Source organism: Streptomyces sp. NPDC004539 (assembly GCF_040610055.1).
In the GTDB taxonomy this organism is placed as follows: domain Bacteria; phylum Actinomycetota; class Actinomycetes; order Streptomycetales; family Streptomycetaceae; genus Streptomyces.
In genome coordinates, this window is sequence record NZ_JBEXLS010000026.1 from 71,589 (window position 1) to 96,690 (window position 25,102).

19 protein-coding genes and 1 tRNA gene are annotated in these 25,102 nt (G+C 72.1%); 10 read left to right on the plus strand and 10 right to left on the minus strand.

The features are described from left to right. Window positions 1–11: 11 nt before the first annotated feature. The 5 genes from ABZX85_RS38865 (at window position 12) to ABZX85_RS38885 (ending at window position 7,363) form a co-directional block, all read left to right on the plus strand. A complete protein-coding gene (locus ABZX85_RS38865; protein ID WP_355879984.1) occupies window positions 12–2,177 on the plus strand; it encodes a copper resistance protein CopC in 2,166 nt (721 codons plus the stop codon). A gap of 3 nt (window positions 2,178–2,180) precedes the next feature. Beyond that, window positions 2,181–3,485, plus strand: a complete 1,305-nt coding sequence (gene efeB / locus ABZX85_RS38870) for an iron uptake transporter deferrochelatase/peroxidase subunit (protein WP_355879987.1) — start codon at window positions 2,181–2,183, stop codon at window positions 3,483–3,485. Between the two features lie 144 nt (window positions 3,486–3,629). Continuing rightward, window positions 3,630–4,565 (plus strand): prephenate dehydratase, encoded by a 936-nt coding sequence (gene pheA / locus ABZX85_RS38875; protein WP_355879989.1) that lies wholly within the window; start codon window positions 3,630–3,632, stop codon window positions 4,563–4,565. 516 nt (window positions 4,566–5,081) lie between these two features. Next, window positions 5,082–6,359, plus strand: coding sequence for a serine--tRNA ligase (serS, locus tag ABZX85_RS38880; RefSeq protein WP_355879992.1), 1,278 nt, complete (start codon window positions 5,082–5,084; stop codon window positions 6,357–6,359). Window positions 6,360–6,544: 185 nt separating this feature from the next. After that, on the plus strand, window positions 6,545–7,363 hold the full coding sequence (locus ABZX85_RS38885) for an HAD family hydrolase (RefSeq protein ID WP_355880173.1): 819 nt from the start codon (window positions 6,545–6,547) through the stop codon (window positions 7,361–7,363). 201 nt (window positions 7,364–7,564) lie between these two features. Here the strand turns inward: ABZX85_RS38885 and ABZX85_RS38890 are convergent. The 6 genes from ABZX85_RS38890 to ABZX85_RS38915 all read right to left on the minus strand — a co-directional run bounded on the left by ABZX85_RS38890 (window position 7,565) and on the right by ABZX85_RS38915 (window position 11,825). Next, window positions 7,565–7,668: transfer RNA gene (locus tag ABZX85_RS38890), tRNA-OTHER, on the minus strand. A 283-nt stretch (window positions 7,669–7,951) separates the two neighbouring features. Then, window positions 7,952–8,200 carry a hypothetical protein gene (locus ABZX85_RS38895; RefSeq protein ID WP_355879994.1) on the minus strand — a complete coding sequence of 83 codons (249 nt, stop codon included), beginning with the start codon at window positions 8,198–8,200 and terminating at the stop codon, window positions 7,952–7,954. Window positions 8,201–8,321: 121 nt separating this feature from the next. Further along, the gene (locus ABZX85_RS38900) at window positions 8,322–9,041 is read right to left on the minus strand and encodes an ABC transporter permease (protein WP_355879997.1); all 720 of its coding nucleotides are present in this window, start codon (window positions 9,039–9,041) and stop codon (window positions 8,322–8,324) included. 9 nt (window positions 9,042–9,050) lie between these two features. Continuing rightward, complete coding sequence (locus tag ABZX85_RS38905) at window positions 9,051–9,962, minus strand: ABC transporter ATP-binding protein (RefSeq protein WP_355880000.1); 912 nt, start codon at window positions 9,960–9,962, stop codon at window positions 9,051–9,053. Beyond that, on the minus strand, window positions 9,959–10,855 hold the full coding sequence (locus ABZX85_RS38910; protein WP_355880002.1) for an ABC transporter permease: 897 nt from the start codon (window positions 10,853–10,855) through the stop codon (window positions 9,959–9,961). The genes ABZX85_RS38905 and ABZX85_RS38910 overlap by 4 nt, the downstream gene beginning before the upstream one ends. Further along, window positions 10,845–11,825: an ABC transporter ATP-binding protein gene (locus tag ABZX85_RS38915; protein WP_355880176.1), complete on the minus strand. Its 981-nt coding sequence runs from the start codon at window positions 11,823–11,825 to the stop codon at window positions 10,845–10,847. The genes ABZX85_RS38910 and ABZX85_RS38915 overlap by 11 nt, the downstream gene beginning before the upstream one ends. A gap of 227 nt (window positions 11,826–12,052) precedes the next feature. On the opposite strand from ABZX85_RS38915, the gene ABZX85_RS38920 reads away from it, so the two are divergent. The 5 genes from ABZX85_RS38920 (at window position 12,053) to ABZX85_RS38940 (ending at window position 17,747) form a co-directional block, all read left to right on the plus strand. Further along, window positions 12,053–12,895, plus strand: coding sequence for a M24 family metallopeptidase (locus ABZX85_RS38920; protein WP_355880005.1), 843 nt, complete (start codon window positions 12,053–12,055; stop codon window positions 12,893–12,895). Continuing rightward, window positions 12,892–14,652 (plus strand): SDR family oxidoreductase, encoded by a 1,761-nt coding sequence (locus tag ABZX85_RS38925; protein WP_355880007.1) that lies wholly within the window; start codon window positions 12,892–12,894, stop codon window positions 14,650–14,652. The genes ABZX85_RS38920 and ABZX85_RS38925 overlap by 4 nt, the downstream gene beginning before the upstream one ends. Before the next feature lie 173 nt (window positions 14,653–14,825). Beyond that, on the plus strand, window positions 14,826–15,377 hold the full coding sequence (locus ABZX85_RS38930) for an RNA 2'-phosphotransferase (RefSeq protein ID WP_355880010.1): 552 nt from the start codon (window positions 14,826–14,828) through the stop codon (window positions 15,375–15,377). A gap of 109 nt (window positions 15,378–15,486) precedes the next feature. Then, window positions 15,487–16,389 (plus strand): LLM class flavin-dependent oxidoreductase, encoded by a 903-nt coding sequence (locus ABZX85_RS38935; RefSeq protein WP_355880012.1) that lies wholly within the window; start codon window positions 15,487–15,489, stop codon window positions 16,387–16,389. Between the two features lie 488 nt (window positions 16,390–16,877). After that, the gene (locus ABZX85_RS38940; RefSeq protein ID WP_355880014.1) at window positions 16,878–17,747 is read left to right on the plus strand and encodes a Cof-type HAD-IIB family hydrolase; all 870 of its coding nucleotides are present in this window, start codon (window positions 16,878–16,880) and stop codon (window positions 17,745–17,747) included. Between the two features lie 24 nt (window positions 17,748–17,771). Here ABZX85_RS38940 and ABZX85_RS38945 read toward each other — a convergent pair whose 3' ends face one another. The 4 genes from ABZX85_RS38945 to cydB form a co-directional block, all read right to left on the minus strand. After that, the gene (locus tag ABZX85_RS38945; protein ID WP_355880017.1) at window positions 17,772–18,836 is read right to left on the minus strand and encodes a M23 family metallopeptidase; all 1,065 of its coding nucleotides are present in this window, start codon (window positions 18,834–18,836) and stop codon (window positions 17,772–17,774) included. A gap of 136 nt (window positions 18,837–18,972) precedes the next feature. After that, entirely contained in the window at window positions 18,973–20,406 is a 1,434-nt protein-coding gene (locus tag ABZX85_RS38950) for a GAF domain-containing protein (RefSeq protein WP_355880020.1), read from the minus strand. Between the two features lie 69 nt (window positions 20,407–20,475). Next, window positions 20,476–24,021: a thiol reductant ABC exporter subunit CydD gene (gene cydD / locus ABZX85_RS38955; protein WP_355880023.1), complete on the minus strand. Its 3,546-nt coding sequence runs from the start codon at window positions 24,019–24,021 to the stop codon at window positions 20,476–20,478. Between the two features lie 71 nt (window positions 24,022–24,092). Then, complete coding sequence (gene cydB / locus ABZX85_RS38960) at window positions 24,093–25,097, minus strand: cytochrome d ubiquinol oxidase subunit II (RefSeq protein ID WP_355880026.1); 1,005 nt, start codon at window positions 25,095–25,097, stop codon at window positions 24,093–24,095. Window positions 25,098–25,102: the final 5 nt, after the last annotated feature.

The following is a 25,102-nucleotide window of genomic DNA, read 5'->3' on the forward strand; positions in this document are numbered from 1 at the left end:
GAGGGAAACACATGCCGTCGGCCACCGCCTCGCGCGTGCGCACCTGGGTGCTGCTGTTCCTGGCCGTCACCGGAGCGCTCCTCGCCGGCGCCGCGCCCGCGTCGGCGCACGCCGCGCTCACCGGCAGCGATCCCACGCAGGGGTCGGTGGTCAAGGAGGCGCCCACGCAGGTGACGCTCACGTTCTCCGAGAAGATCGCCACCAACACGGACTCCGTGCGCGTCCTGGACCCCAAGGGGAACCGGGTCGACGCCGGGAAGGCCAACAACACGGACGGCACGAGTTACGCCGTTCCGCTGCGCAGCGGTCTGCCCGACGGGACGTACACGGTGACGTACCAGATCGTCTCCGAGGACAGCCATCCCGTCGCCGGGGCGTTCACGTTCTCCATCGGGGCGCCCTCCAAGACCAGCGTCTCGGCGTCCGTGCAGGCCGCGGGCGGCGGGGTCGTGGGGGCGCTCTACGACACCGGGCGGTACATGTCGTACGCCGGGTTCATCGTCCTCGTCGGCGGGGCCGCGTTCGTGCTGGCCTGCTGGTCGCGGGGGAGTTCGGTGCGGGCCGTGCAGCGGCTCGTCGTCGGGGGGTGGCTGACGCTCACCGCGTCGACGCTGTTCCTGCTGCTCGTGCGCGGGGCGTACACCGGGTCCGGGAAGGTCGGGGACATCTTCGACCTCGCGCTCCTCGGGGACGTCCTCCAGACGAAGGCGGGGGCGGCGCTCGTCTCCCGGCTGCTGCTGCTCGCGGCTGCCGCGCTGTTCATCGCCGTGCTGTTCGGGGCCTATGACAAGCGGGATGACGAGGAGAAGCGCGACCTGACGTTCGGGCTCGCGGTCGGGGGTACGGTCGTCGCGGCCGGGCTCGCGGCGAGCTGGGCGCTGGCCGAGCACGCGTCCACCGGGCTCCAGGCGGGCATCGCGATGCCGGTCGACATCGTCCACCTGCTCGCGGTCGCGCTGTGGCTCGGCGGGCTCACGACTCTGCTGGTCGCGCTGTACCGGGCGCCCGCCGACCGGCCCGTCGAGACGTCCGCCGTCCGGCGGTTCTCCCAGATCGCCTTCGGCAGCGTCCTCGCCCTGATCGCCACCGGCGTCTACCAGTCCTGGCGGCAGCTGGGCTCCTGGTCGGCGTTCACCGAGACGTCGTACGGGCAGCTGCTGCTGGTGAAGATCGGGCTGGTGGTCGTGCTGGTGGGGATCGCCTCGGTGTCGCGACGGTGGACGGGGCGGCTGGCGGAGACCGGGGGGACCGCGGTTTCGGCGGAGGAGGCTGCCTCAGGAGAGGCGTCGGCCTCCTCCGAGGGCGCCGAGAGCGATGCGGCCGGCGAGGACGGCGGACGTAGCGAGGGCGCGCAGGTCAAGGAGACCGCCGCCGTGCGGGCTGCGGGCGGCGGTGGCGAGGCCGCCGAAACGGCGGGGGGAGATGTGCGGGTCGGCGACACGGCGGGCGGCGAAGCCCGGGCCGCTGACACGGCCGGCGGGGACGCCACTCCGGGCGCCGGCACGGCCGGGGACGAAGCCCGGGGCGCCGACACCGTCGGGGACGAGGCTCAGAGCGCCGGCGACGACAGTCCGGCCCTCGACTCGGCCGACCGTAAGCGTGCCGCTCAGCTCGCTCGGCAGCAGGTCGCTGTGGACTCCGCGCGGGAGCGGAAGCTGCGGGACGGGGACGTCAACCGGTTCGGGCTGCGGCGGTCAGTGCTGGCCGAGGCGGGGGTGGCCGTCGTGCTGCTCGCCGTGACGACGATCCTGACGTCGACCGAGCCGGGGCGGACCGAGCTGGACGCCAAGGCCGCGAACTCGGTGTCGTCGAGCACCGCCTCGGACGGGACCGGCGGGGCGCTGACGCTGGACATGAGCTTCGACACCGGCGGCGCCAAGGGCAAGGGCGTCGTCAGTGTCGACATGGACCCCGCCGGGACCGGCCCCAACGAGATGCACGTCTATGTGACCGACGCCAACGGCCAGCCCTTCGACGTCGCCGAGCTGAAGGTCGCCTTCACCCTCGAATCCCAGAAGATCGGGCCCCTGCCCGTCACCCCCGACCACATCACCACCGGTCACTGGGCGGCGAACGGAGTACAGATCCCGGTGGCCGGCGAGTGGAAGATCGCCGTCACCGTCCGGACCTCCGACATCGACCAGACGACCGTCTCCAAGAACGCGCAGATCGGCTGAACCGTGACCCTTTCGGAGCCCCGTACCACCCCGGAGACCCCCTTGAAGGAGGGCCTCTCCCGCCGCGCCCTGCTCGGCACCGCCGGCGCGACCGGGCTGGTGCTCGGCGCGGCGGGCGGTGCCGGCGTCGCCTACGCCGCCGCGCCGAGCGAGGCGACGCCGTTGACCTCCGTCGGGTCGGACGCGGTCTCGTTTCACGTGAAACATCAGCCCGGCATTCTCCAGGGGCTCCAGGCCCGTGGGCATGTCGTCGCGTTCGACCTGGCGGCGGGGACGGGGGCGGGGGCGGGGGCGGGGGCGGGGACTGGGGCAGCCGGGCGGGCGCAGGCTGTCGCGTTGATGCGGCGCTGGTCGCAGACCGCCGAGCGGCTGATGGCGGGGGAGGCTTCGACGCAGGGCGACACCGGTGTCGCCCTGGACGCCGGGCCCTCCGCGCTGACCATCACCTTCGGTTTCGGGCACAGCTTCTTCGCGAAGACCGGTCTGGAGAAGCAGCGGCCCGTGGGGCTCGACCCCCTGCCGAGCTTCTCCTCGGACCGGCTCGACAAGACCCGCAGCGACGGCGACCTGTGGGTGCAGATCGGCGCGAACGACGCCCTCGTCGCCTTCCACGCGCTGCGCGCGATCCAGAAGGACGCGGGGAGCGCGGCGAGGGTCCGCTGGCAGATGAACGGCTTCAACCGCTCGCCGGGCGCCACCTCCCACCCCATGACGGCCCGGAATCTCATGGGCCAGATGGACGGGACGCGCAATCCGAAGCCGTCCGAGTCCGACTTCGACCAGCGGATCTTCGTCCCCGAGTCCGGTTCGGAGAACCCCGCGTGGATGGCGAACGGCTCCTACGCCGTCGTCCGCCGTATCCGGATGCTGCTGGACGACTGGGAGAAGCTGACGGTCGCGGCGCAGGAGCAGGTCGTCGGGCGGCGGAAGGCGGACGGGGCGGCGCTGTCCGGGGGGTCGGAGACGACCGCGATGGATCTGGAGAAGACCGACGCGAAGGGGGATCTCGTGGTCCCCATCAACGCGCACGCGCGGATCTCGCGGCCGGACCAGAACGGGGGCGCGGCGATGCTGCGGCGGCCGTTCTCCTTCCACGACGGGATCGACGCGGACGGGACGCCCGACGCCGGGCTGCTCTTCATCTGCTGGCAGGCGGACCCGCTGCGGGGGTTCGTGACGGTGCAGCGGAAGCTGGACCGGGGGGACGCGCTGTCGAAGTACATCCGGCACGAGTCGAGCGGGTTGTTCGCGGTGCCGGGGGGCGCGGAGAAGGGGGGGTATGTGGGGCAGGGGTTGCTGGAGGGGTGAGGCTGGCTTTGGGCTTTGGGCTTTGGGGGCTTGAGGGCACGCCGCTCGGAGCTTCTCAGGGTTTCTCGGGGCGTGAGGTCACGCTGATTCACTCGACCGTGAGACGCGCGGGCCGCGCCGCTCTAGGGCCATTAGGGTGAGGCCATGCCTGCCAGCTATGCGTATCTCGGTCCCGAGGGCACCTTCACGGAGGTCGCCCTGCGGACGCTGCCCGAAACCGCGACCCGGCAACTGATCCCGTACGTGTCGGTGCAGTCCGCGCTGGACGCGGTCCGGGCCGGCGAGGCCGAGGCCGCGTTCGTGCCGATCGAGAACTCCGTCGAGGGCGGCATCACCACCACCCTCGACGAGCTGGTCGCGGGCACCCCGCTGATGATCTACCGCGAGGTGCTCCTGTCGATCACCTTCGCGCTGCTGGTCCGGCCCGGTACGAAGCTCTCCGAGATCAAGACGGTCTCCGCGCACCCGGCGGCCCAGCCGCAGGTGCGGAACTGGCTGAAGAAACATCTGCCGGACGCGCTCTGGGAGTCCGCCGCCTCGAACGCGGACGCCGCCCGCCTCGTCCAGGAGGGCCGCTACGACGCCGCCTTCGCCGGTGAGTTCGCCGCCGCCCGGTACGGCCTGGAGGCCCTGGAGACCGGCATCCACGACGCGGAGAACGCGCAGACCAGGTTCGTCCTGGTGGGCCGCCCGGCCCGGCCCGCCGCACCGACCGGTGCCGACAAGACGTCCGTCGTGCTGTGGCAGCGCGACGACCACCCCGGCGGGCTGCGCGATCTGCTGGGCGAGTTCGCGACGCGGGGCATCAACCTGATGGTGCTCCAGTCCCGGCCGACCGGTGCGGGGATCGGCAACTACTGCTTCTGCATCGACGCCGAGGGGCACATCAACGACCGGCGGATGGCGGAGACCCTGATGGGGCTCAAGCGGATCTGCCGCGAGGTGCGGTTCCTGGGGTCGTACCCGAGGGCCGACGTGGTCGACGCGGGGGAGGTCGCGATGCCGTTCCCGGGGACGTCGGACGCGGAGTTCGTGGCGGCGTCGGAGTGGGTGGCCCGGTGCCAGGACGGGCGCTTCTAGCCGGTAGTACTGGCATATCGCAGTTATCCACAGGAGTTATCCACAGGTGGGCTTCTCGACCTGGGGATAAGTCGACTGCGCGGGGGTGCCTGGTCGACAAATCGCCTCACAGACCCCCAGCTTGTCCACCGGCGGGTCGGTCACTCTTCGTCCACCTGTTTCCCTCGCGCCATCCTTTGGGGCGACGCGTTTCCACTCGAAAGTGGATACGAGGCGCGTTTAGGACAGAATCTCGCGGGGCGGGGCGGCGCGAGGGAAAGATCGTTCCCGATATCCACAGATCTTCCGCACACCCTGTGGATAACTTTTCCCAGGGTGTGGACGACTGTGGACAACCGATCCCCAAGTCCCGCTTTCCACAAGGCAGTCAGGTCAACACCGGGCCGTCCGCGTGCCCCGTCCCAGGGAGTGGGACGCATTCCCTTGACGGCACCGGCAATTCCCTCATAACGGGTTATTCGGGGCACCGGAATAGTCGGTCGTGAGGCGTCGGCGCACACCGGTAGCCTTGGGCCTGTGATTGACCTTCGCCTGCTCCGTGAGGACCCCGACCGTGTGCGCGCGTCGCAGCGCGCCCGTGGAGAGGACGTCGCGCTCGTCGACTCCCTCCTCTCCGCCGACGAGCGGCGCAGGTCGTCCGGCGTCCGCTTCGACGAACTCCGTGCCGAGCAGAAGCAGCTCGGCAAGCTGATCCCCAAGGCCGCGGGGGAGGAGAAGGCGGAGCTGCTGAAGCAGGCTTCGCAGCTGGCGGCCGACGTCAAGGCCGCCGACGCCGAGCGCGACGCGGCCGACACCGAGACCCATGAGCTGCTGCTCCGGCTCGGCAACCTCGTCCACCCCGCCGTCCCGGTCGGCGGCGAGGAGGACTTCGTCACGCTGGAGACGCACGGCGAGATCCGTGACTTCTCCGCCGAGGGCTTCGAGCCCAAGGACCACCTGGAGCTGGGCCAGCTCCTCGGCGCGATCGACGTCGAGCGGGGGGCCAAGGTCTCCGGTTCGCGCTTCTACTTCCTGACCGGCGTCGGCGCGCTGCTGGAGCTGGCTCTGGTCAACGCGGCGATCGCGCAGGCCACGGCCGCCGGGTTCACGCCGATGCTGACGCCCGCGCTGGTGCGTCCGCAGTCGATGGCCGGGACCGGGTTCCTCGGGCAGGCCGCGCAGGACGTCTACCACCTCGACAAGGACGACCTCTACCTCGTCGGCACGTCCGAGGTGGCGCTCGCCGCGTACCACATGGACGAGATCCTCGACGCGGAACGCCTTCCGCTGCGGTACGCCGGGTTCTCGCCCTGCTTCCGCCGGGAGGCCGGGTCGCACGGCAAGGACACGAAGGGCATCTTCCGGGTCCACCAGTTCGACAAGGTCGAGATGTTCTCCTACGTCGCCCCCGAGGACTCGGAGGCGGAGCACCAGCGGCTGCTGGAGTGGGAGAAGCAGTGGCTGACCTCGCTGGAGCTGCCGTTCCGCGTCATCGACGTCGCGACGGGGGACCTCGGGTCGTCGGCCGCCCGCAAGTTCGACTGCGAGGCGTGGATTCCGACGCAGGGGAAGTACCGCGAGCTGACGTCGACGTCCGACTGCACCGAGTTCCAGTCGCGCCGACTGTCCATCCGCTACCGCGAGGGCAAGACGGTCCGGCCGCTGGCCACGCTCAACGGCACGTTGTGCGCGGTTCCGCGCACGATCGTCGCGATCCTGGAGAACCATCAGCAGGCGGACGGGTCGGTGCGGGTGCCGGAGGTGCTGCGGCCGTTCCTGGGCGGGCGCGAGGTGCTGGAGCCGACGGGGGTCTGAGGGGTCTCCGAGGGTCCTGGGGGCTTGAAGGGGCCTGAGGGGTCCTGAACGGGGGCGTCCGTGGGGCGTCCCCGAGTGGGGGGATTCCGAGCGGGGGCGACTTGAGTGGAGCTGGGCGGATCGTGGGTGCAAGGGAACATACGGTGGACGAGGGTGCCGCAGACGTCAGCGGCGACGCCGAAGCTGTGGATGCCAGTGGGAGTGCGGGGAGTTTTCCGTACAAGCTGATCGCCACCGACCTCGACGGCACGCTGCTGCGGTCCGACGAGTCGGTCAGCCCCCGTACGCTCGACGCCCTCGCCGCGGCGACCTCCGCGGGCGCCACCCACATCGTCGTCACCGGCCGCGCGGTCCCCTGGACCCGGCACATCCTCGACGACCTCGGCTACACCGGCCTCGCCGTCTGCGGGCAGGGCGCCCAGGTGTACGACGCCGGCGCGCACCGTCTGCTGACGTCCGTGACGTTGGACCGGCAGCTCGCCGGGGTCGCCCTCGCGAAGATCGAGGCGGAGGTCGGCCCCCTCTTCCTCGCCGCCAGCCGGGACGGGCTGGACGGGGAGGTGCTGGTCGGGCCGGGGTACGCCAGCGTCGGCAAGCTGCCGGCGACGCCGCTCACCGATGTGTCCGAGCTGTGGGCCGCGCCGCTGAACAAGATCTACATCCAGCATCCGACGCTGGACGACGACGAGCTGGCGGAGGCCGCGCGGCAGGCCGCCGGCGGGTTCGTCACGGTCGCCATGGCCGGCGAGGGGATAGTCGAACTCCTCCCCCTCGGCCTCTCCAAGGCCACCGGCCTCTCCCTCGCCGCGCGCCGGCTGCGCCTCAGGTCCGCCGACACGATCGCCTTCGGCGACATGCCGAACGACCTCCCCATGTTCGCCTGGTCCGCCCGAGGCGTCGCCATGGCCAACGCCCACGAGGAGCTGAAGGCGGTGGCGGACGAGGTGACGTCGTCGAACGAGGAGGACGGGATCGCGGTGGTGCTGGAGCGGTTGCTGGGCTGAGCGGAGGGCGCTGCCGGACTGAGCCGGGGGTGCTGCCGGGGGCGGGTGCGCTGTTGCCGGCCGCGCTCACGCGGCGAAGCCGCATATCGGTTACGGCCCCGCGCCCCTTTGGGCCGGACCAGTTGCCCTACCCCGACGCCCAGACCGACGCCGGTTCAGCACTCGACTCACGCCGGCCACGACAACCGGCCCGACTTCCAGCGGAGGATGCACGGATCGAACGTGCGCGGGCTGTCACACCCGACCACGGCTGCTTCTGATCGGACTCAGCGCAAGCCGGTGCCTTGCCACTCGGCCAATCCTCCGGGTGGGCGGCCCACGCGAGAGCGACATCGCGTGCTCGAAGCGGCCGCCCCGGGCAGTTCCTCGTGGGCGGACTCGAACGGAGTGAGCGACTACTCCGGAGCCCGCGGCGGACTGCCCTGACGGAAGCGGAACGAACTGCCGTGCATGGACATCGCCCCGCTCCTCTCCCTGTACATGACGCCGGGCGAACCCCGGCGATGCGGACACAACCACTGTGCCCGCTCAGGAAGTTGACCGCCACCGAATAAACCGGCACCCGGCGCCGGAAGGAGCACCCCGCCCCTACTTCCTCCGCCACCTCTTCCGCCGGGCCTTGCTGAAGAACCACCCCGCCGGCGGCTCGTCGGACCGCCACGGCTGGGGCTCCGGTGCCTCACGGCTCCAGCGGGCGGAGAGCATCCGCGCCCGGGCGGACGGCTCGGACGACTCGGCGCCCCGGACGAACTCCTCGTCCAGCACCAGCCCGTCCCACATCTCGTCCCGCCCGGCACCGCCCTCCCGACCGGCCCCCGCCGAAAGTTCCTCCGCCATCCGATCCTCCTGACTCCGCCTCGTCCCCACAGCTCTCGCCCCCTTTACGCCAGTGTGCCCGGACGGAGGTGAAACCTCCGTCAAGGCCGACCGGCACCTCACAGTTCCCTCTCGCCCTGGCTCACTCCTCCCCGGCGAGCGTCAGCGTGCGCAGCTTCTGCCCCGCGTACCAGGTCGCGAGCCCTGTGACGACGACCAGCAGGACGGTGGCCGTGGTGAGCCCGACGTCGGAGGTGATCAGCTCCCCGCCGGTCACCTCATGGGCGACGGCGAGCGACCACTGCTGGATGCTGAGCGTCCGCGCCCCCGGCACGAGCGACCCGAACAGCGCCTCCCAGACCAGCGCGTAGACGAGCCCGAAGACCACGGCATGCCGCGAGACGGTGCCGAGGAGCAGGAACACCGCGGCGTAGGCGATGGACGCGACGAGCGCGGCGACGGTGTACGCGACGGCGATCTGCTGGCCGTTGCCGTTGAGGATGAACCCGGCGACGAGCGTGGGCAGCGCCGAGAACACCATGGTCACGGCGATGGCGACGATCAGCTTCGTGGAGATGATCGTCGGCCGCTTGATCGGCTTGGACAGCAGGTACACCACGGACCCGTCGTCGATCTCGGGCCCGATCGCGCCGGTCCCGGCGATGACGCCGATGATCGGCACCATCGTGGCGAGCGCGAGCCCGCCGAGGAGGTTCACCGCGGTCTGGTCGTCGGCCCCCGCGAGGGCCCGGACGATCACGGCGATGACGATCAGCAGCATCGGCAGCGCGCCGAGGATGAGGGCCCGGCGACGGCCGAGCAGGGCCCGGTAGGTGAGCCGGGCGACAGTGGGGTCGTACATCTTGGCCTCCTACGCCGCGACCAGGTAAGAGAACACGGATTCGAGGGACTCGTCGGACGGCGAGACGGCGAGGAGCCGGATGCCGTGGTCCCGGGCCACCCGCGGCAGCAGGGCGGTGAAGCGGCCGAAGTCGACGGCCTGGATCAGCAGCGCGCCTTCCGCCTGGTCGACCTCGATGCCGGCGGTCGACGGGTCGGCGATCAGCGCCGCGGCGAGCGCCCGGTCGTCGCTGGAGCGGACCAGGTAGCGGTGCGGCCGGTCGGTCATGAGGCGGCGGATACGGCGGAAGTCGCCGCTCGCGGCGTGCCTGCCCGCGACGATGACCTCGATGTGGCGGGCGAGCTGCTCGACCTCCTCCAGGATGTGCGAGGAGAACAGGACGGTGCGGCCCTCGTCGCCCATGCGGCGCAGCAGGTCCATGAGCTGCATGCGCTGGCGGGGGTCCATGCCGTTGAAGGGTTCGTCGAGCAGGAGCAGCGAGGGGTCGTGGACCAGGGCGCTGGCCATCTTCACGCGCTGGCGCATGCCCTTGGAGTAGGTCTGGATACGGCGGTCCTGGGCGTACTCCATCTCGACCGTGGCCAGCGCCCGCTGGGCGGCCTTGGCGCCGAGGCCGTGCAGTTCGGCGTTGGCGACGACGAACTCGCGGCCGGTGAGGAAGTCGTACATCGCCTCGCGTTCGGGGACGATGCCGATGTGCTTGTAGACCTCCTCGTTGCGCCAGACGGCGACGCCGTCGAGGGTGACGGTGCCGGTGGAGGGGGCGAGGAAGCCGCCCATCATGTTGATGAGGGTGGACTTTCCGGCGCCGTTGGGGCCGAGGAGGCCGGTGACGCCGGGGCCGATGGTCATGGTGATGTCGTTGACGGCGACCACGTTGCCGAACCAGCGGGAGACGTGGTCGAGGGAGAGCGTGGTCACAGGCCCACCTTCCGGTAGCGGCGGATCAGCAGGCCGTAGCAGGCGGCGATCAGTCCGAGAGTGACGAGGACGTAGACCGCTCCTTCGGCGTTCGACGGGCCCACCCCGCCGGGGAAGGCGGAGCTGGCGCCGAGGAACGCGGTCTGGATGCCGTCGATCAGCGTGATCGGCGAGAACAGGCCGATCCAGGGGATGGAGCCGCCGCTGGACTGCTCGTGGGAGATGGCCTGGAGGGTGGAGACGGCGCCGTAGGAGATGGTCAGGACGGCGATGACGGCGGCGATGCCGAAGCCGCGCCGGGGGGTGACGGCGGCGATGACCAGGCCGAGGCCGGCGAAGAGCAGGGAGAGCAGGGCCACGGAGACGACTCCCTGGGCGAAGCCCTTCGTCTGGTCGGCGAAGTCGAGCTTGGCGAGCAGCGCGCCCACGTAGAGGACGAGGAGCGGGGCGGCGGTCAGCGCGAAGAGGGCCGAGGCGAGCGCGGCGAACTTCGCGAGGACGTAGTCGGCGGTCTCGATGGGGCGCGAGAAGTACAGCGGGACCGTCTTGAAGCGCAGGTCCCGGGAGACCGACTGGGGTGCCTGGGAGGCGACGTACAGGCTGATGACGGCCTGCATGACGATCGCGTAGCGCGTGTAGTCCAGGGGGAGTTCCTTGGCCTTCGTGGCGACCGCGACGGCGACCATGATGGCGGCCGGCACGAGCATCACGACGAACAGGAGCATCGGCAGGACCTTGGACTTCACCGAGCGGCCGAGGCCGTAGGAGCCGCGCAGGGACTGCGCGTACAGCGAGCGGCGGGCGTAGGCGCGGCCGAGGCGGGGGCCGTCGTAGCCGCGGTAGCCGATGTCGTGGATGCGGGAGGTCTCGCCCGCTGTCTGGTCAACCGCCATGGCCGACGGCCTCCTTGTGCTGCTGGTCGCCCTGTTCGCCGGCGGGGGTGGTGAAGACCTCGGAGATGTGGTGTCTGCGCTGTTCCATGCGGACGAGGCCGAGGCCGAGGTCGGCGACGACGTCCCGGACGAGGTCGTAGGTCTCCTCGCTCCGCGCGGTCAGCAGGAGGAGGTGGCCGGCGCCGGGTAGGCCCGCGCCGCCGTCCTGGACGTCGGCCCCGCGGGCGAGGAGGGCCTCGCGCAGGGCTTTGGTGCCGTCCGGGTGGGTGTCGGTGTCGGTGACCTCGACTGCCAGGGTCGTCGTGGTCTGGGTGAAGTCGGTGGTGGAGCTGGAGCGCAGGAGCTTGCCGCCGTCGACCACGACGACGTGGTCGCAGGTGCGTTCCAGTTCGCCCAGGAGGTGGGAGGTGACCAGGACGGAGATGCCGAAGTCGGTGTGGATGCGGCGGATCAGGCCGAGCATCTCGTCGCGCCCGACGGGGTCGAGGCCGTTGGTCGGTTCGTCGAGGAAGACCAGGCGGGGGTCGTGGACCAGGGCCTGGGCGAGCTTGACGCGCTGCTTCATGCCCGTGGAGTAGCCGCCGATGGGGCGGTAGCGCTCCTCGTAGAGTCCGACGTGCCGCAGGGTGTCGGCCGTGCGCTCGCGGGCGGCGGTGGGCGGGAGGCCGGACATGCGGGCCATGTGGACGACGAACTCGGTCGCCGAGACGTCCGGCGGGAGGCAGTCGTGTTCCGGCATGTAGCCGACGCGTTCGCGGATCTCCGCGCCTTTGGTCGCGACGTCGAGGCCGAGCACTTCGGCGCGGCCCTCGCTCGCGGGGGACAGACCCAGGAGGATCTTGATCAGGGTGGACTTGCCGGCGCCGTTGGCCCCGACGAGTCCGGTCACACCGGGTCCGATGTCCACGGACAGCCGGTCGAGTGCGGTCACCCTCGGGAACCGCTTGCTCAGGCTTTCGGTCGCGATCACAGTCACAGGTCCGAAGGTAGTGACCCCGCCCACATCCGGTCGTCACCCCGGAGAGCCGTCTTCGCCCCCACCTTCAGATGTAGGGGATGCCTAAGGGATGCCCTACCTGAGAGGTACGGGCCGGGCAGCAACCCGTGCGTGGCGCCCTATTGACGGTTTCTCTAACAAGTGCCAGATTCGGCGTGGTCAAGTTACGGACGCGTATCGCAACCGCACGGCGAGGTGGCATGACAACGGCAGTGACCCTCGACTCCCCCGCCGAACTGCGGGGATTCCGCCAGGTCCAGCGGCTCGCCTACGAGTGCGCGCAGGACGTGGCGTCCCGGCTGACACCGGGCGTGACCGAGCGCGAGGCCGCCGGCATGCAGCGCCGGTGGATGCGCGAGCGCGGCGTACGCGACTGGTTCCACCTCCCGTTCGCCTGGTTCGGCGACCGCACCGCGTTCACCGGCTTCCGCGTCCCCCTCCAGTTCTTCCCCACGAACCGCCGCCTGGAGCCCGGGATGCCGTTCATCCTGGACCTCGCCCCCGTGTACGACGGCTACACCGCCGACATCGGCTACTCGGGGTCGCTCGGCGCCAACCCCGTACAGGAACGCCTGATGGCCGACCTGGAGGCGCACCGGGAGCTGATCCTGCGGGAGGTCCGCGAGCGCAGGTCGCTGCGGGAGATCTACCAGGACGTGGACCGCCTCATGGCTCTCCAGGGCTACGCCAACCGGCATCGCGCGTACCCCTTCGGTGTGATCGCCCACAAGGTCGACCGGGTGACGCGGCGGCGGTTCTCCCCGCACCTGTTCGGATTCGGCACCCAGTCCCTCAAGGGGCTCGCCTCGGACGCCCTGCACGGGCACCGCGACGGGTGGTCGCCGCTGTGGTCGCCGTACCGTTTCTCCGACCACCCGCCGCAGCCGGGCCTGTGGGCGGTCGAACCGCATCTCGGATTCCGTGGCACCGGCGCCAAGTTCGAGGAGATCCTGGTGGTCACCGACTCCGAGGACGCGGTGGAGAGCGCTTTTTGGCTGGACGACGACCTGCCGCACGTGCGGCGCTGGGCGGAGGGAAAGTGACGATGCTCGACGGGGCGCGCGAACGCCGGATCAGCACCGGCGGGATCGAGCTGTGCGTGGCGGAACTGGGCGAGCTGGGCAACCCCGTCGTCGTCCTCGTGCACGGCTACCCGGACACGAAGGAGGTCTGGTCGCCGGTCGCGGCCCGCCTCGCGGAACGGTTCCACGTGGTGCTGTACGACGTGCGCGGACACGGGAGTTCGACCGCGCCGAAGCCGCTGCGGGGCGGGTTCACACTGGAGAAGCTGACGGACGACTTCCTCGCGGTGATCGACGCGGTGAGCCCGGGGCGCCCGGTGCACCTCGTGGGGCACGACTGGGGGTCCGTGCAGTCCTGGGAGTTCGTGACGGTCGCGCGCACGGAGGGCCGGATCGCCTCCTTCACGTCGATGTCGGGGCCGTCCCTCGACCACTTCGGCCACTGGATCAACAGCCGTCTGCGCAGGCCGACTCCGCGCCAGGTCGGCCAACTCCTCGGCCAGGGCGCCAAATCGTGGTACGTGTACGCGCTGCACACCCCGGCGCTGCCCGAACTGGCCTGGCGGGGACCGCTCGGCAAGCGCTGGCCGGCCCTGCTGCGCCGTACGGAACGCCTCGACGACGCCTCGTACCCGACCGCGTCGCTGCCCTCGGACGCGGCGCACGGCGCGTGGCTGTACCGGGACAACGTCCGGGCCCGGCTGCGGCGTCCGCGCGCCGACGCGTACGCGCACGCGCCCGTGCAGCTCATCACCCCGCTCGGCGACGCGTTCCTCTCCCCGAGGCTGTACGACGACCTGGAGACGTGGGCGCCGCGTCTGACCCGGCGCACGCTCCCGGCCAAGCACTGGATTCCGCGGACCCGGCCCGACCAGGTGGCGTCCTGGATCAGCGAGTTCGTCACCTCCGTCGAGGCCGGGCGGGCGCGGGCGAACACCGCGACCGGGGTGCACGCGGAGCGGTTCGCCGGGCAGCTCGTGCTGGTCACGGGCGCGGGCAGCGGGATCGGCCGGGCCACCGCGTTCGCCTTCGCGGAGGCGGGCGCGCGGGTGATCGCCGTCGACCGGGACGCCGAGAGCGCCGCGCGGACCGCCGAGTTGGCGCGGCTCGTGGGGGCCCAGGAGGCGTGGGCGGAGACCGTGGACGTCTCCGACGAGAAGGCGATGGAGGAACTCGCCGACAAGGTGGGGGAGTCGTACGGAGTCGTCGACGTGCTGGTCAACAACGCCGGCGTCGGGCTCTCCGGCTCGTTCTTCGACACGACCACCGAGGACTGGCGACGCGTCCTGGACGTCAACCTGTGGGGCGTCATTCACGGTTGCCGGCTCTTCGGGCGGGCCATGGTCGAGCGCGGTCAGGGCGGTCACATCGTGAACATCGCGTCGGCCGCCGCGTACCAGCCCTCGCGCGCGCTGCCCGCGTACGGCACCTCCAAGGCGGCCGTCCTCATGCTGAGCGAGTCCCTGCGCGCGGAGTTGGCGGGCAAGGGGATCGGGGTGAGCGCGATCTGTCCCGGGCTCGTCAACACGGGCATCACCTCGACCGCGACGTTCGTCGGCGTCGACGCGCGGGAGCAGGAGCGGCGCCGGGAGCGTTCCTCGCGGCTGTACGGGCGGCGCAACTACCCGCCGGAGAAGGTCGCCGACGCGATCGTCCGCGCGGTGATCCGCAACGACGCCGTCGTCCCGGTGACGCCGGAGGCGAAGGGGTCGCGGCTGCTGTCGCGGCTGTCGCCACGGGTGTTGAGGGCGCTGGCGCGGTTCGAGCCGCGTGTGTAGGGGAGTTGATCAAGTGCCTCACGAACGGCCTTAGTTACCCAAATACCGCATTTCACCCGTCAGTTATCCACAGAATCCCCAATTCCCCTGTGGATAACTACGGTTGGTTGTGGATCAAACCTGGGGACGAAAATCGGGTGCGTGATCCACATCTCTCTCCGCACACTGAGGGGATGACCACCGACCATCGCATCGTGAAGGTGTCCAAGTACCTCTCGAAGCACCTCCGCCACCAGCCCGAGCGGATCGGGCTGCGCCTCGACGAGGCGGGCTGGACCGAGATAGACGCCCTTCTCGCGGCCACGGCCGGCCACGGCTTCCCCATCACCCGCGAAGAGCTGGACCGCGTCGTCGCGACCAACGACAAGAAGCGCTTCGCGATCGAGGGCACCCGTATCCGCGCCAGCCAGGGTCACAGCATCCCGGTCGACCTGGCGCTCCCCGCCACCACCCCGCCCCCGCACCTCTTCCACGGCACCAACGCCCGTGCCCTCGCCGCCATCCGCGCCGAAGGGCTGCGCCCCATGAACCGCCACGACGTCCACCTCTCCCCCGACCGCACCACCGCCACCCGCGTCGGCGCCCGCCGGGGCCGGCCGGTCGTCCTGACGGTCGACTCCGGGGCGATGCACCGCGACGGGCACGTGTTCCAGGTCAGCGCGAACGGGGTGTGGCTGACGAGGGCGGTGCCGGCGGAGTACATCCGGTTCACGGAAGCGGGCTGAGAGCGCGCTGAGCCGGGTGCAGTGAGCCGGAAGCTCACCGACCCCTGCCGGGCGGCGACAGACGGTGACTGTTTCACGTGAAACACGACTCTCCGCATACGCTCGACACATGAGCCTGCACCTGAGCACCGTGATCCTCCCCCACCTCCGCTGGCACGAAGGGGGACGCGCGGCCTGGACACGTGCGGAGCAGCTCGGCTTCCACGCGGCCTACACCTACGACCACCTGTCGTGGCGGAGTTTCCGGGACGGGCCGTGGTTCGGGGCCGTTCCGACGCTCACCGCCGCCGCGGCAGCCACCGAGCGCATCCGGCTGGGCACGCTGGTCACCTCGCCGAACTTCCGGCACCCCGTGACGCTGGCCAAGGAACTGATCTCGCTGGACGACGTCTCCGGGGGCCGAGTCACCCTCGGGATCGGCGCGGGCGGTACCGGGTTCGACGCGACCGCGCTCGGGCAGGAGCCGTGGACACCCCGGGAGCGGGCCGACCGGTTCGCGGAGTTCGTGACGCTGCTGGACCGGCTGCTCACCGAGGACGCCGTGTCGTACGAGGGCGACCACTACTCGGCCCACGAGGCCCGCAACATCCCCGGCTGCGTCCAGCGTCCCCGGCTGCCCTTCGCCGTCGCGGCGACCGGGCCTCGCGGGCTGAAGCTGGCCGCGCGGTACGGGCAGGCGTGGGTCACCACGGGCGACCCCAAGCTGTACGAGAACGGCACGCCGGAACAGTCCCTGCGGGCGCTGCGCGAGCAGGTCGACCGCCTCTCCGACGCCTGCGAGGCCGTCGGCCGCGACGCCGCCTCCGTCGACAAGGTCCTCCTCACCGGCTTCACCCCCGACCGCGCCCGCCCCCTCGACTCCCTCGACGCCTTCCTCGACTTCGCCGGCCACCACCAAGCCCTCGGCTTCACCGAGATCGTCCTCCACTGGCCCATCCCGAACACCGACTTCGCCGCCGACGAAAAGATCTTCGAACACATCGCCATGGAGGCCCCGAGCCACCTGAGCTGACACCACCAGCCGCACCGCCTTGCCGCGGCCAGCACCTACCGAGCTACGGCCAGTACCTACCTGGCCGAGGCCGGCCACACCCCAGCCGCGCCGGCCTCCACCCGCCCTCCGGCCCCCAGCCGCGCCGCCACCCACCCGCACCCACGCTCCTGCCGTCACCCAGCAACGTCCGGCCGAGTCGCCCCTACCGCCACCCAGCCGTGTGCGCCGCGCCGCCCCCCTCCCACCCACCCACTCACCCGCAGCCACCTCTCCTCCCGCCACCTAGCTGCGGGCAATCGTGCCGCCAGGGCACGGGTGGGCTGGGGTCCCCCCTGCTCGAAGAGCTCGGGGGAGGCACCCCGCCGCGCGGGCAAGCGACCCCCCGCCCCCAGCCACCCACCGGCCCGACCGAAGCCCACCCACCCCGCACCCACCCCCACGTCAGCTACGTCTCATCCGCGCACGCACCCCCACACCCGAGCACCCCCATACGCGAGAATGCCCCCGTGACCTCTGCGACCCGACAGCCCGACACCCCCTCCGCCGCCCACCCCCCGCGCCTGATCGCCACCGACCTGGACGGAACGCTGCTGCGGGACGACGGAAAGGTGTCCCCCCGGACGATCGCCGCGCTGGCGGCGGCCGAGGCCGCGGGGATCGAGGTGTTCTTCGTGACCGGCCGCCCGGCGAGATGGATGGACGCGGTGAGCGACCACGTCCACGGCCACGGCCTGGCGATCTGCGGAAACGGCGCGGCAGTGGTCGACCTGCACGGCGGCCCCGGAGCCCACCGCTTCGTGAAGGTACGGGAACTGGCCCGCCAGAACGCCCTGGACGCCGTACTCCTGCTGCGCGAGGCCGCCCCCGGCACGGTGTACGCGGTGGAGCAGACGTACGGATTCCACCAGGAGCCCGACTACCCCAAGATGCACATGGAGATACCGGACTCCCTCGCACCCGCGGAAGCCCTGCTCGCCCCGGACGGCCCCGGCGCCCAGGAACCGGTCCTGAAGATCCTCGCCTTCCACCCCACCCTGGACCCGGACGAGTTCCTCACCCTGGCCCGCGACGCCATCGGCGACCGCGCCTCGGTCACCCGCTCCAGCCCCAGCGCCCTCCTGGAGATCGCGGGCCCCGGCATCTCCAAGGCCAGCACCCTCGCCCTGTGCTGCGCGGAACGCGGCATCACCCCCGAGGAGGTCGTCGCCTTCGGGGACATGCCGAACGACGTCGAGATGCTCACCTGGGCGGGCCGCTCGTACGCGATGGGCAACGCCCACCCGGACGTACTCGCGGCGGCATCGGGCCGAACGGTCGCGAACAACGAGGACGGCGTGGCGGTCGTGATCGAGAAGCTGGTGGCGGAACGGGCCTGACCGGCACCTCAGCGCCACCCCCTCTCACTCCAGCCCCACCCCCCGATCCGCCAGCCAAGGCACCGGATTCACCGCCGACCCCATGTCCGGCGTCACCCGCACCTCGAAGTGCAGATGAGGCCCCGTGGAGTTGCCGGTGGTGCCGGTCTGCCCGATCCACTGGCCGGCGGCGACCCGCTCGCCAGGATCGACGGCGACGGAGGCGAGGTGGGCGTACTGGGTGTAGTAACCGCCGGGATGGCTGACGACGACCTGGACGCCGAACCCGTCGCCGCAGCTCACCCGCACGACCCGCCCCGCACCGACCGCACGGACGGGCGTCCCGATCGCGACGGCGAAGTCCTGCCCGGTGTGGCGGTGCGCCCAGCGCGCACCCCCGCTCCCGAAGGACGCGGAGAGCCGGTACCCCTCGACGGGCGCCACCCACGCCCGCGTGGAGTACGACGGAGGCTGCGGCAGCCGCACCGCCCCGGGACAGGCCCCCGCCGCGACGGACGCCGCCGCCTCCCCCTGGAGCCGCCACCGCGCCTCCTCCAGCTTGCGCTCGATGTCCCGCTTGAGCCCGGCGAGTTCGGCGGTCCGCCGCTCCAGCACCTGCCAGGCGGACACCGCCCGCGCCCCGTCCGCGGCGAGCCGCTGCTCGACGGCCTGCCGCCTGCCGAGCGCGCTCCCGACCGCCAGATTCGCCTGCGCGAGGACGTGCTGACCGCGCATCAACCGGTCGGGATCACCGTCCAGCACCATCCGTACGGCCATCGGCAGCCCGCCCCCGTCGCGGTACTGGGCCCGCGCGATCCGCCCGAGGTCCTCACGGAGCCGGCCCAGCTCACTCAGCTCCTGGGCGCGCAGTTCCTCGTACCGCTGGGCCTTGGCGCGCTGTGTCTCCGCCTCGCGGCGGCCGGCGTCGTACTCCTGGGAGGCGGCGGCGGCCTCCTCGTACAGCCTCGCGACCTGCGCCCCGAGCCCGTCGCCGAAGCCGGTCTCGCCGTCGCCGGAGTGCCCGGCGGCGGCGGTCGGGCGGGCCGCGAGGACCGCCGCCGCGCACAGCAGGGCCGGAACGAGCAGGGGGCGGCGGTGAGGTGAGCGCATGTCAGCGATCGTGTCCCAGGGGGCCGGGGACGTGCCTGTTCACGTCATACGACCGGGGGACAGCGCGTCCGGATGGCCCAACCCCGGGTGACGCCCCGTCACACCCGGTTGACGCGAACGCCCGCCCCTTCGGCGTTCAGTACGGCGCCTCCCACACCACCGTCGTGCCGCCGCCGTCCACGCCGATCCCCGGCCCGTGCCGGCTGTCCCCGCCGAGGGACTCCGCGCGGCGCGCGAGGTTCAGCAGGCCGCTGCGGCGACCGCCGTCCGCGATGCCGACCCCGTCGTCCGCGACGGTCAGCCGTACGCCGGCCCGGCCGCCGGGGAGGGTCGCGGTGGCGTCCACGGCGACGTCGATCCGGGTCGCGCGGGCGTGCCGGAAGGCGTTGGAGAGGGCCTCGCGCAGGGCGGCGACGAGGTTCTTGCCGATCGCCTCGCCGACGAGCGTGTCGACGTCCCCGGTGAACCGGCAGTCGGGCGCGAAGCCGAGCGGGACGGCGGCCATGGCTACCTCGCGCAGGACGCGTGTGCGCAGGTGGGAGGGGGTGTCGCCGGGGCCCTGACGGAGGGCGAAGATCGCGGTGCGGATCTCCTGGATGGTGACGTCGAGTTCGTCGACGGCCCGCCCGACGCCCTCGCGCACCTCGGGAGCGACCGCCTCGCGCTGCGCGCCCTCCAGCGTCAGCCCGGCCGCGAACAGCCGCTGGACGACGAGGTCGTGCAGGTCACGGGCGATCCGGTCGCGCTCCTCGAACACCACGAGGCGTTCCCGGTCGCGCTGCGCCTCGGCGGCGACCAGCGCGAGCGCGGCCTGCGCGGCGAACCGGCGGGCGAGTTCGCGCTCGGCGCCGGTGAACGTCCGCCGGCCCCGGACGCGGGCCATGCAGAGCGTGCCCAGGAACCGGCCGTCGCTGCGCAGCGGGAGGAGCAGGACGGGGCCGTACTCGTGCGCGTGGGAGGTGACCGAGCGGGGGTCGGTGGCCGCGTCCTCGACGAGGACCTCCTGTCCGTCCAGGAGCGCCGTGACGAGGTCGCTGTCCGGCGGGATCACCTCGCCGAGCATCCCCGAGGGCCGGTCGGCGGCGACGGCCGCGATCTCCAGGCCGCCCTCGTCGGCGGGCAGCAGGACGACCCCGGCGGCGGCCTCGGCGAGCGTGCGGGCCTGTTCGGCGACGACCTGGAGCGCGTCGTCCGGGTCGTCGTCGGCCAGCAGCGCGGTGGTGACGGCGACGGAGCCGTCGATCCAGCGCTCCCGCTGCCGTGCCGCCTCGTACAGGCGCGCGTTGCCGATCGCGATGCCCGCCTCACCGGCGAGGGCGCGCGCGAGGTAGAGGTCGGCTTCGTCGAAGGGCTGTCCGTCGTCGCGCTCGGCGAGACAGAGGCTGCCGTAGAGCTCGCCGTGCGCCCGGACCGGCACGGCGAGCGCCCAGCCGGACCCGTCACCGCCCGCCTCGACGGCCGCGCTCCGCACACCGAGGAGGGCGACAGCCGTCCCGGGGATGCGTTCCAGCTCGCCGCCGACGGCCCGCAACGCTTCGAGGAGACGGCTCTCGGCCGGGTCGACTGCCATGAGGGTGAGGGTAATTTGCCCTATTTGCCAAACAAAGCCCGACTCAAGAGCACCCCCACAAAAGCCCCTTCAGCCGGCCCCCACCAGCCCCTCCACCGCCGCCTCCCGCTCCGCCATCCGCCGCAACGGCCCCTCCACAGCGGCCAGCTCGGCGTACGCCCCGCGCTGCACGACCCGCCCCTCCTCCAGCACGACCACCTCGTCGACCGCGTCGAGCCCGGCCAGCCGGTGCGTGATCAGCAGCGTCGTACGCCCCTCGGTCGCGGCCAGCAGATCCTCGGTGAGCGCGTCGGCGGTCGGCAGGTCGAGGTGCTCGGCGGGCTCGTCGAGGACCAGCACGGGGAAGTCGGCGAGGAGCGCGCGGGCCAGCGCGAGCCGCTGCCGCTGCCCGCCGGACAGCTTCGCGCCGTGCTCGCCGACCAGCGTGTCGAGGCCGTCGGGCAGCCCGTCGGCCCACTCCAGGAGCCGCGCCCGGCGCAGCGCGTCGCGCAGCTCCGCCTCGTCCGCGCCCTTCCGCGCGAGCAGCAGGTTCTCGCGGACGGTGGAGTCGAAGAGGTGCGCGTCCTGCGCACACAGCCCGACGAGCCCGCGTACGTCGTCCCCGTCGAGCGCGTACGCGTCGACCCCGCCGAGCGTGTACGTCCCGGCCCGCGCGTCCAGGAACCGCAGCAGCGCCTGCGCGAGCGTCGTCTTCCCGGACCCGGAGGGCCCCACCACGGCGATCCGGCGCCCCTCGGTGAGCGTCAGGTCGACCCCGTCGAGCGCGTCGCGCCCCTGCCCGTCGTACCGCGCCGAGAGCTCCTTCACGACCAGCGGGAACGGCGTGGCGGGCGCCGTCCGGGGCCGCTCCGGCTCCCGGACGGGCACGGGGGAGTCCAGCACCTCGTACACCCGCTCCGCGCTGCGCCGCACCCGCTGCCGGTACCGCACCGCGAGCGGCAGCCCGAGGACGGCCTCGAAAGCGGCCAGCGGCGTGAGCACCACGACCGCCATCGACACCCCGTCGAGCCGCCCGGAGCCGACCCCCTGAGCCCCCACCAGCGCCGCCGCGACGACCGTCAGTCCCGACACCAGCGCCGTCAGCCCGTCCCCCAGCGCGGTCGCCGCGGCCCCCCGCGAAGCGATCCCCGTCAGCACCCCGTCAGCCTCCCGCGCCTCCTCCGTACGACGCCGCAGGGCGCCGGCGACGGTGAGTTCGGCGGTGCCGGCGAGCAGGTCGGCGACCCGCGTGGCCAGCACCCCGCGAGCGGGCGCGAGCCGGCGTTCGGCCCGCCGGGACACCGCCCCGGTGACCAGCGGCACGCCCACCCCGGCCAGCAGCAGTCCGACGCCGAGCACCGCGCCCGCCTCGGGCAGCAGCCACCCGGTGAAGGCCACCGACCCCGCCGACACGACGACGGCGGCTCCGACCGGCAGCAGCCAGCGCAGCCAGTAGTCCTGGAGGGCGTCGACGTCGGCGACGAGCCGCGACAGGAGGTCCCCGCGCCGGGCCCGCCGCAGTCCGGCGGGCGCGAGCCGCTCAAGGCGCCGGTAGACGGCGACCCGGGTGTCCGCGAGCATCCGCAGGACGACGTCGTGCGAGACGAGCCGCTCCGCGTACCGGAACACGGCCCGCCCGATCCCGAACGCCCGCGTCCCCGTCACGGCGACCATCAGATACAGCACCGGCGGCTGCTGCGAGGCCCGCGAGATGAGCCACCCGGACGTCGCCATGAGCCCCACCGCGCTGCCGAGCGCGAGGCTCCCGAGCAGCGCCGCGAGCAGCAGCCGCCCCCGGCGCGGCCCGGCCATCGCGCGTACACGGGCGAGCACACCCCCACGCACGGTCTCGCCGGGCACCTTCCCCGCGGCTCCGTCGGAGTCCCCGGCCCGTTCCTCCTGGAGCTCCCCCACCACGAAGAAGTCCGCCTGCGTGACGCCGTGGTCCTCCCGTGCGTCCGCCACCGGCGCCCGCTCCACCACGCCGTCGCCGATCCGCGCCTCCGCGAGCCGCACCACCCGGTCCGCCACCTCCAGCAGCGCCGGCCGGTGCACGACGAGCAGCACGGTCCGCCCCTGTGCGAGCCGCCGTACCGCCGCGACGACCTCCGCCTCGGTCGCGCCGTCCAGCGCGGCCGTCGGTTCGTCGAGGAGCAGCACCGGACGGTCGGCGAGGAACGCGCGCGCGAGGGCGAGCCGCTGGCGCTGCCCGGCGGAGAGCCCGGCCCCGTCCTCGCCGAGCACGGTGTCGGCACCGGCGGGCAGCGCGTCCACGAACTCCAGGGCGCCCGCGTCGGCGAGCGCCCGGCGGACGGCCGTGTCGTCGGCGTCGGGGCGGGCGAGGCGGACGTTCTCGGCGATCGTCGCGGCGTACAGATGGGGCCGCTGAGGCACCCAGGCGATCCGCGCGCGCCACTCTTCCAGGTCGAGCCCGGCGAGGTCGGCGCCCCCGATCCGGACCTGGCCCTCGGCGGGGTGCGCGAAGCCCAGCAGGACGTTCAGGAGCGTCGACTTCCCGGCGCCGCTCGGGCCGACGAGGGCGACGGTTTCGCCGGGTTCGACGGTGAACGAGGCGTTCTCGACGGCGGGGACGGCCCGGCCGGGGTAGCGGACGGTCACGCCGTCCACGGTGATCGCGCCCTGCGGGACGGCGGCGGTGCCTGCCGCCGGGACCGGCTCCTCCAGCACCGCGAAGATCTCCTCGGCGGCGGCGAGCCCCTCGGCCGCCGCGTGATACTGCGTGCCGACCTGCCTGAGCGGCAGATACGCCTCGGGCGCCAGGATCAGGATGACGAGCCCGATGTAGAGGTCCATCTCGCCGTGCACGAGCCGCATCCCGACCGTCACGGCCACCAGCGCGACCGAGATCGTGGCCAGCAGCTCCAGAGCGAACGAGGAGAGGAACGCGATCCGCAGCGTCCTGAGCGTCGCCTGCCGGTACTCCCCGGTGATCTTCCGGATCGACTCCGCCTGCGCCTTGGCCCGCCCGAACACCTTCAGCGTCGGCAGCCCGGCCACCACGTCCAGGAAATGCCCCGACAGCCGCGACAGCAGCCGCCACTGACGGTCCATCCGCGACTGCGTGACCCACCCGATCAGCATCATGAACACCGGGATCAACGGCAGCGTCCCGACGATGATCGCCGCCGACACCCAGTCCTCGGTCACGACCCGCACCAGCACCGCGACGGGTACGACGACGGCGAGCCCCAACTGCGGCAGATAGCGCGAGAAGTAGTCGTCCAGCGCGTCCACGCCCCGGGTCGCGAGGGCGATCAGCGAGCCGGTCCGCTGCCCGCTCAGCCACCCCGGACCGAGCGCCCCCGCCCGCTCCAGCAGCCGCCCCCGCAGCTCAGACTTCACCGCGGCACCGGCGCGGTGAGCGGCGAGTTCGGTGACCCAGGAGACCAGCGCCCGCCCGATCGCGACGGCGACCAGCAGGAGGAGGGGCGTACGGAGCTCGGCGACCGAGTGGCCGTGCTGGAAGGCGCCGACCACGATCTCGGCGATCAGCATGGCCTGGGCGATGACGAGGAGGGCGCCGAGGACGCCCAGTCCGACGACCCCGGCCATGAACAGCCGGGTGGCGCGGGCGTACCGGAGGAGACGTGGGTCGATTGGTTTCACGTGAAACATGCCCTTCGGTCCAGCGAGGATGTTTCACGTGAAACCAGCGATGTTTCACGTGAAACGTCCCCCTGACGGACTCAGTGCGCGGGTTCGGCGATGTGCTGCGTGCCGATCCGCTTCCGGAACACCCAGTACGTCCACCCCTGGTACAGCATCACGACCGGCGTGGCGATCACCGCGCACCACGTCATGATCTTCAGCGTGTACGGGCTGGACGACGCGTTCGTGACCGTGAGGCTCCACTCCGGGTTCAGCGACGACGGCATGACGTTCGGGAAGAGCGTCAGGAAGAGCATCGCCACGGCGGCCACGATCGTGACCCCGGAGAGCGCGAACGACCAGCCCTCACGCCCGGCCTGGTTCGCGAGGAGCGCGGCGACCAGGGCGGCGACGGCCACGACCAGGGCCACCAGGCTCTTGCCGTCCCCGTTGTCGGCCTGCGTCCAGACCAGGAAGGCCAGCGCGAGGGCGGCGGTGACGAGACCGACCTTGAGGGCCAGCTTGCGTGCGCGCTCCCGGATGTCGCCGACCGTCTTGAGGGCCGTGAACACCGTGCCGTGGAAGGTGAACAGGCTCAGCGTGACGAGCCCGCCGAGGACGGCGTACGGGTTGAGCAGCTCCCAGAAGCCGCCCACGTACTCGAAGTCCCGGTCGATCTTCACACCGTGGACGATGTTGCCGAAGGCCACACCCCACAGGAACGCGGGGATCAGGGAGCACCAGAAGATCGCCTGCTCCCAGTTACGCTGCCAGTTCTCCTCGGGCCGCTTGGCGCGGTACTCGAAGGCGACGCCCCGGACGATGAGGCACAGCAGGATGAGCAGCAGCGGCAGGTAGAAGCCGGAGAAGAGGGTGGCGTACCACTCGGGGAAGGCGGCGAAGGTCGCGCCGCCCGCGCTGAGCAGCCAGACCTCGTTGCCGTCCCAGACCGGGCCAATGGTGTTGATGAGGACGCGCTTCTCCACCCGGTTGCGGGCGAGGAGCTTGGTGAGGACACCGACCCCGAAGTCGAAGCCCTCCAGGAAGAAGTATCCGGTCCACAGGACGGCGATCAGGACGAACCAGACGTCGTGCAGTTCCATGACTG

Excerpts from the sequence above, each read along its gene's own strand:
- ABZX85_RS38900 (WP_355879997.1), bottom strand. The coding sequence starts at position 9,041 with ATGTACGACCCCACTGTCGCCCGGCTCACCTACCGGGCCCTGCTCGGC.
- ABZX85_RS38945 (WP_355880017.1), bottom strand. The coding sequence starts at position 18,836 with ATGCGCTCACCTCACCGCCGCCCCCTGCTCGTTCCGGCCCTGCTGTGC.
- ABZX85_RS38935 (WP_355880012.1), top strand. The coding sequence starts at position 15,487 with ATGAGCCTGCACCTGAGCACCGTGATCCTCCCCCACCTCCGCTGGCAC.
- ABZX85_RS38895 (WP_355879994.1), bottom strand. The coding sequence starts at position 8,200 with ATGGCGGAGGAACTTTCGGCGGGGGCCGGTCGGGAGGGCGGTGCCGGG.
- ABZX85_RS38865 (WP_355879984.1), top strand. The coding sequence starts at position 12 with ATGCCGTCGGCCACCGCCTCGCGCGTGCGCACCTGGGTGCTGCTGTTC.
- ABZX85_RS38930 (WP_355880010.1), top strand. The coding sequence starts at position 14,826 with ATGACCACCGACCATCGCATCGTGAAGGTGTCCAAGTACCTCTCGAAG.
- ABZX85_RS38920 (WP_355880005.1), top strand. The coding sequence starts at position 12,053 with ATGACAACGGCAGTGACCCTCGACTCCCCCGCCGAACTGCGGGGATTC.
- cydB (WP_355880026.1), bottom strand. The coding sequence starts at position 25,097 with ATGGAACTGCACGACGTCTGGTTCGTCCTGATCGCCGTCCTGTGGACC.
- ABZX85_RS38950 (WP_355880020.1), bottom strand. The coding sequence starts at position 20,406 with ATGGCAGTCGACCCGGCCGAGAGCCGTCTCCTCGAAGCGTTGCGGGCC.
- pheA (WP_355879989.1), top strand. The coding sequence starts at position 3,630 with ATGCCTGCCAGCTATGCGTATCTCGGTCCCGAGGGCACCTTCACGGAG.
- ABZX85_RS38910 (WP_355880002.1), bottom strand. The coding sequence starts at position 10,855 with ATGGCGGTTGACCAGACAGCGGGCGAGACCTCCCGCATCCACGACATC.
- cydD (WP_355880023.1), bottom strand. The coding sequence starts at position 24,021 with ATGTTTCACGTGAAACCAATCGACCCACGTCTCCTCCGGTACGCCCGC.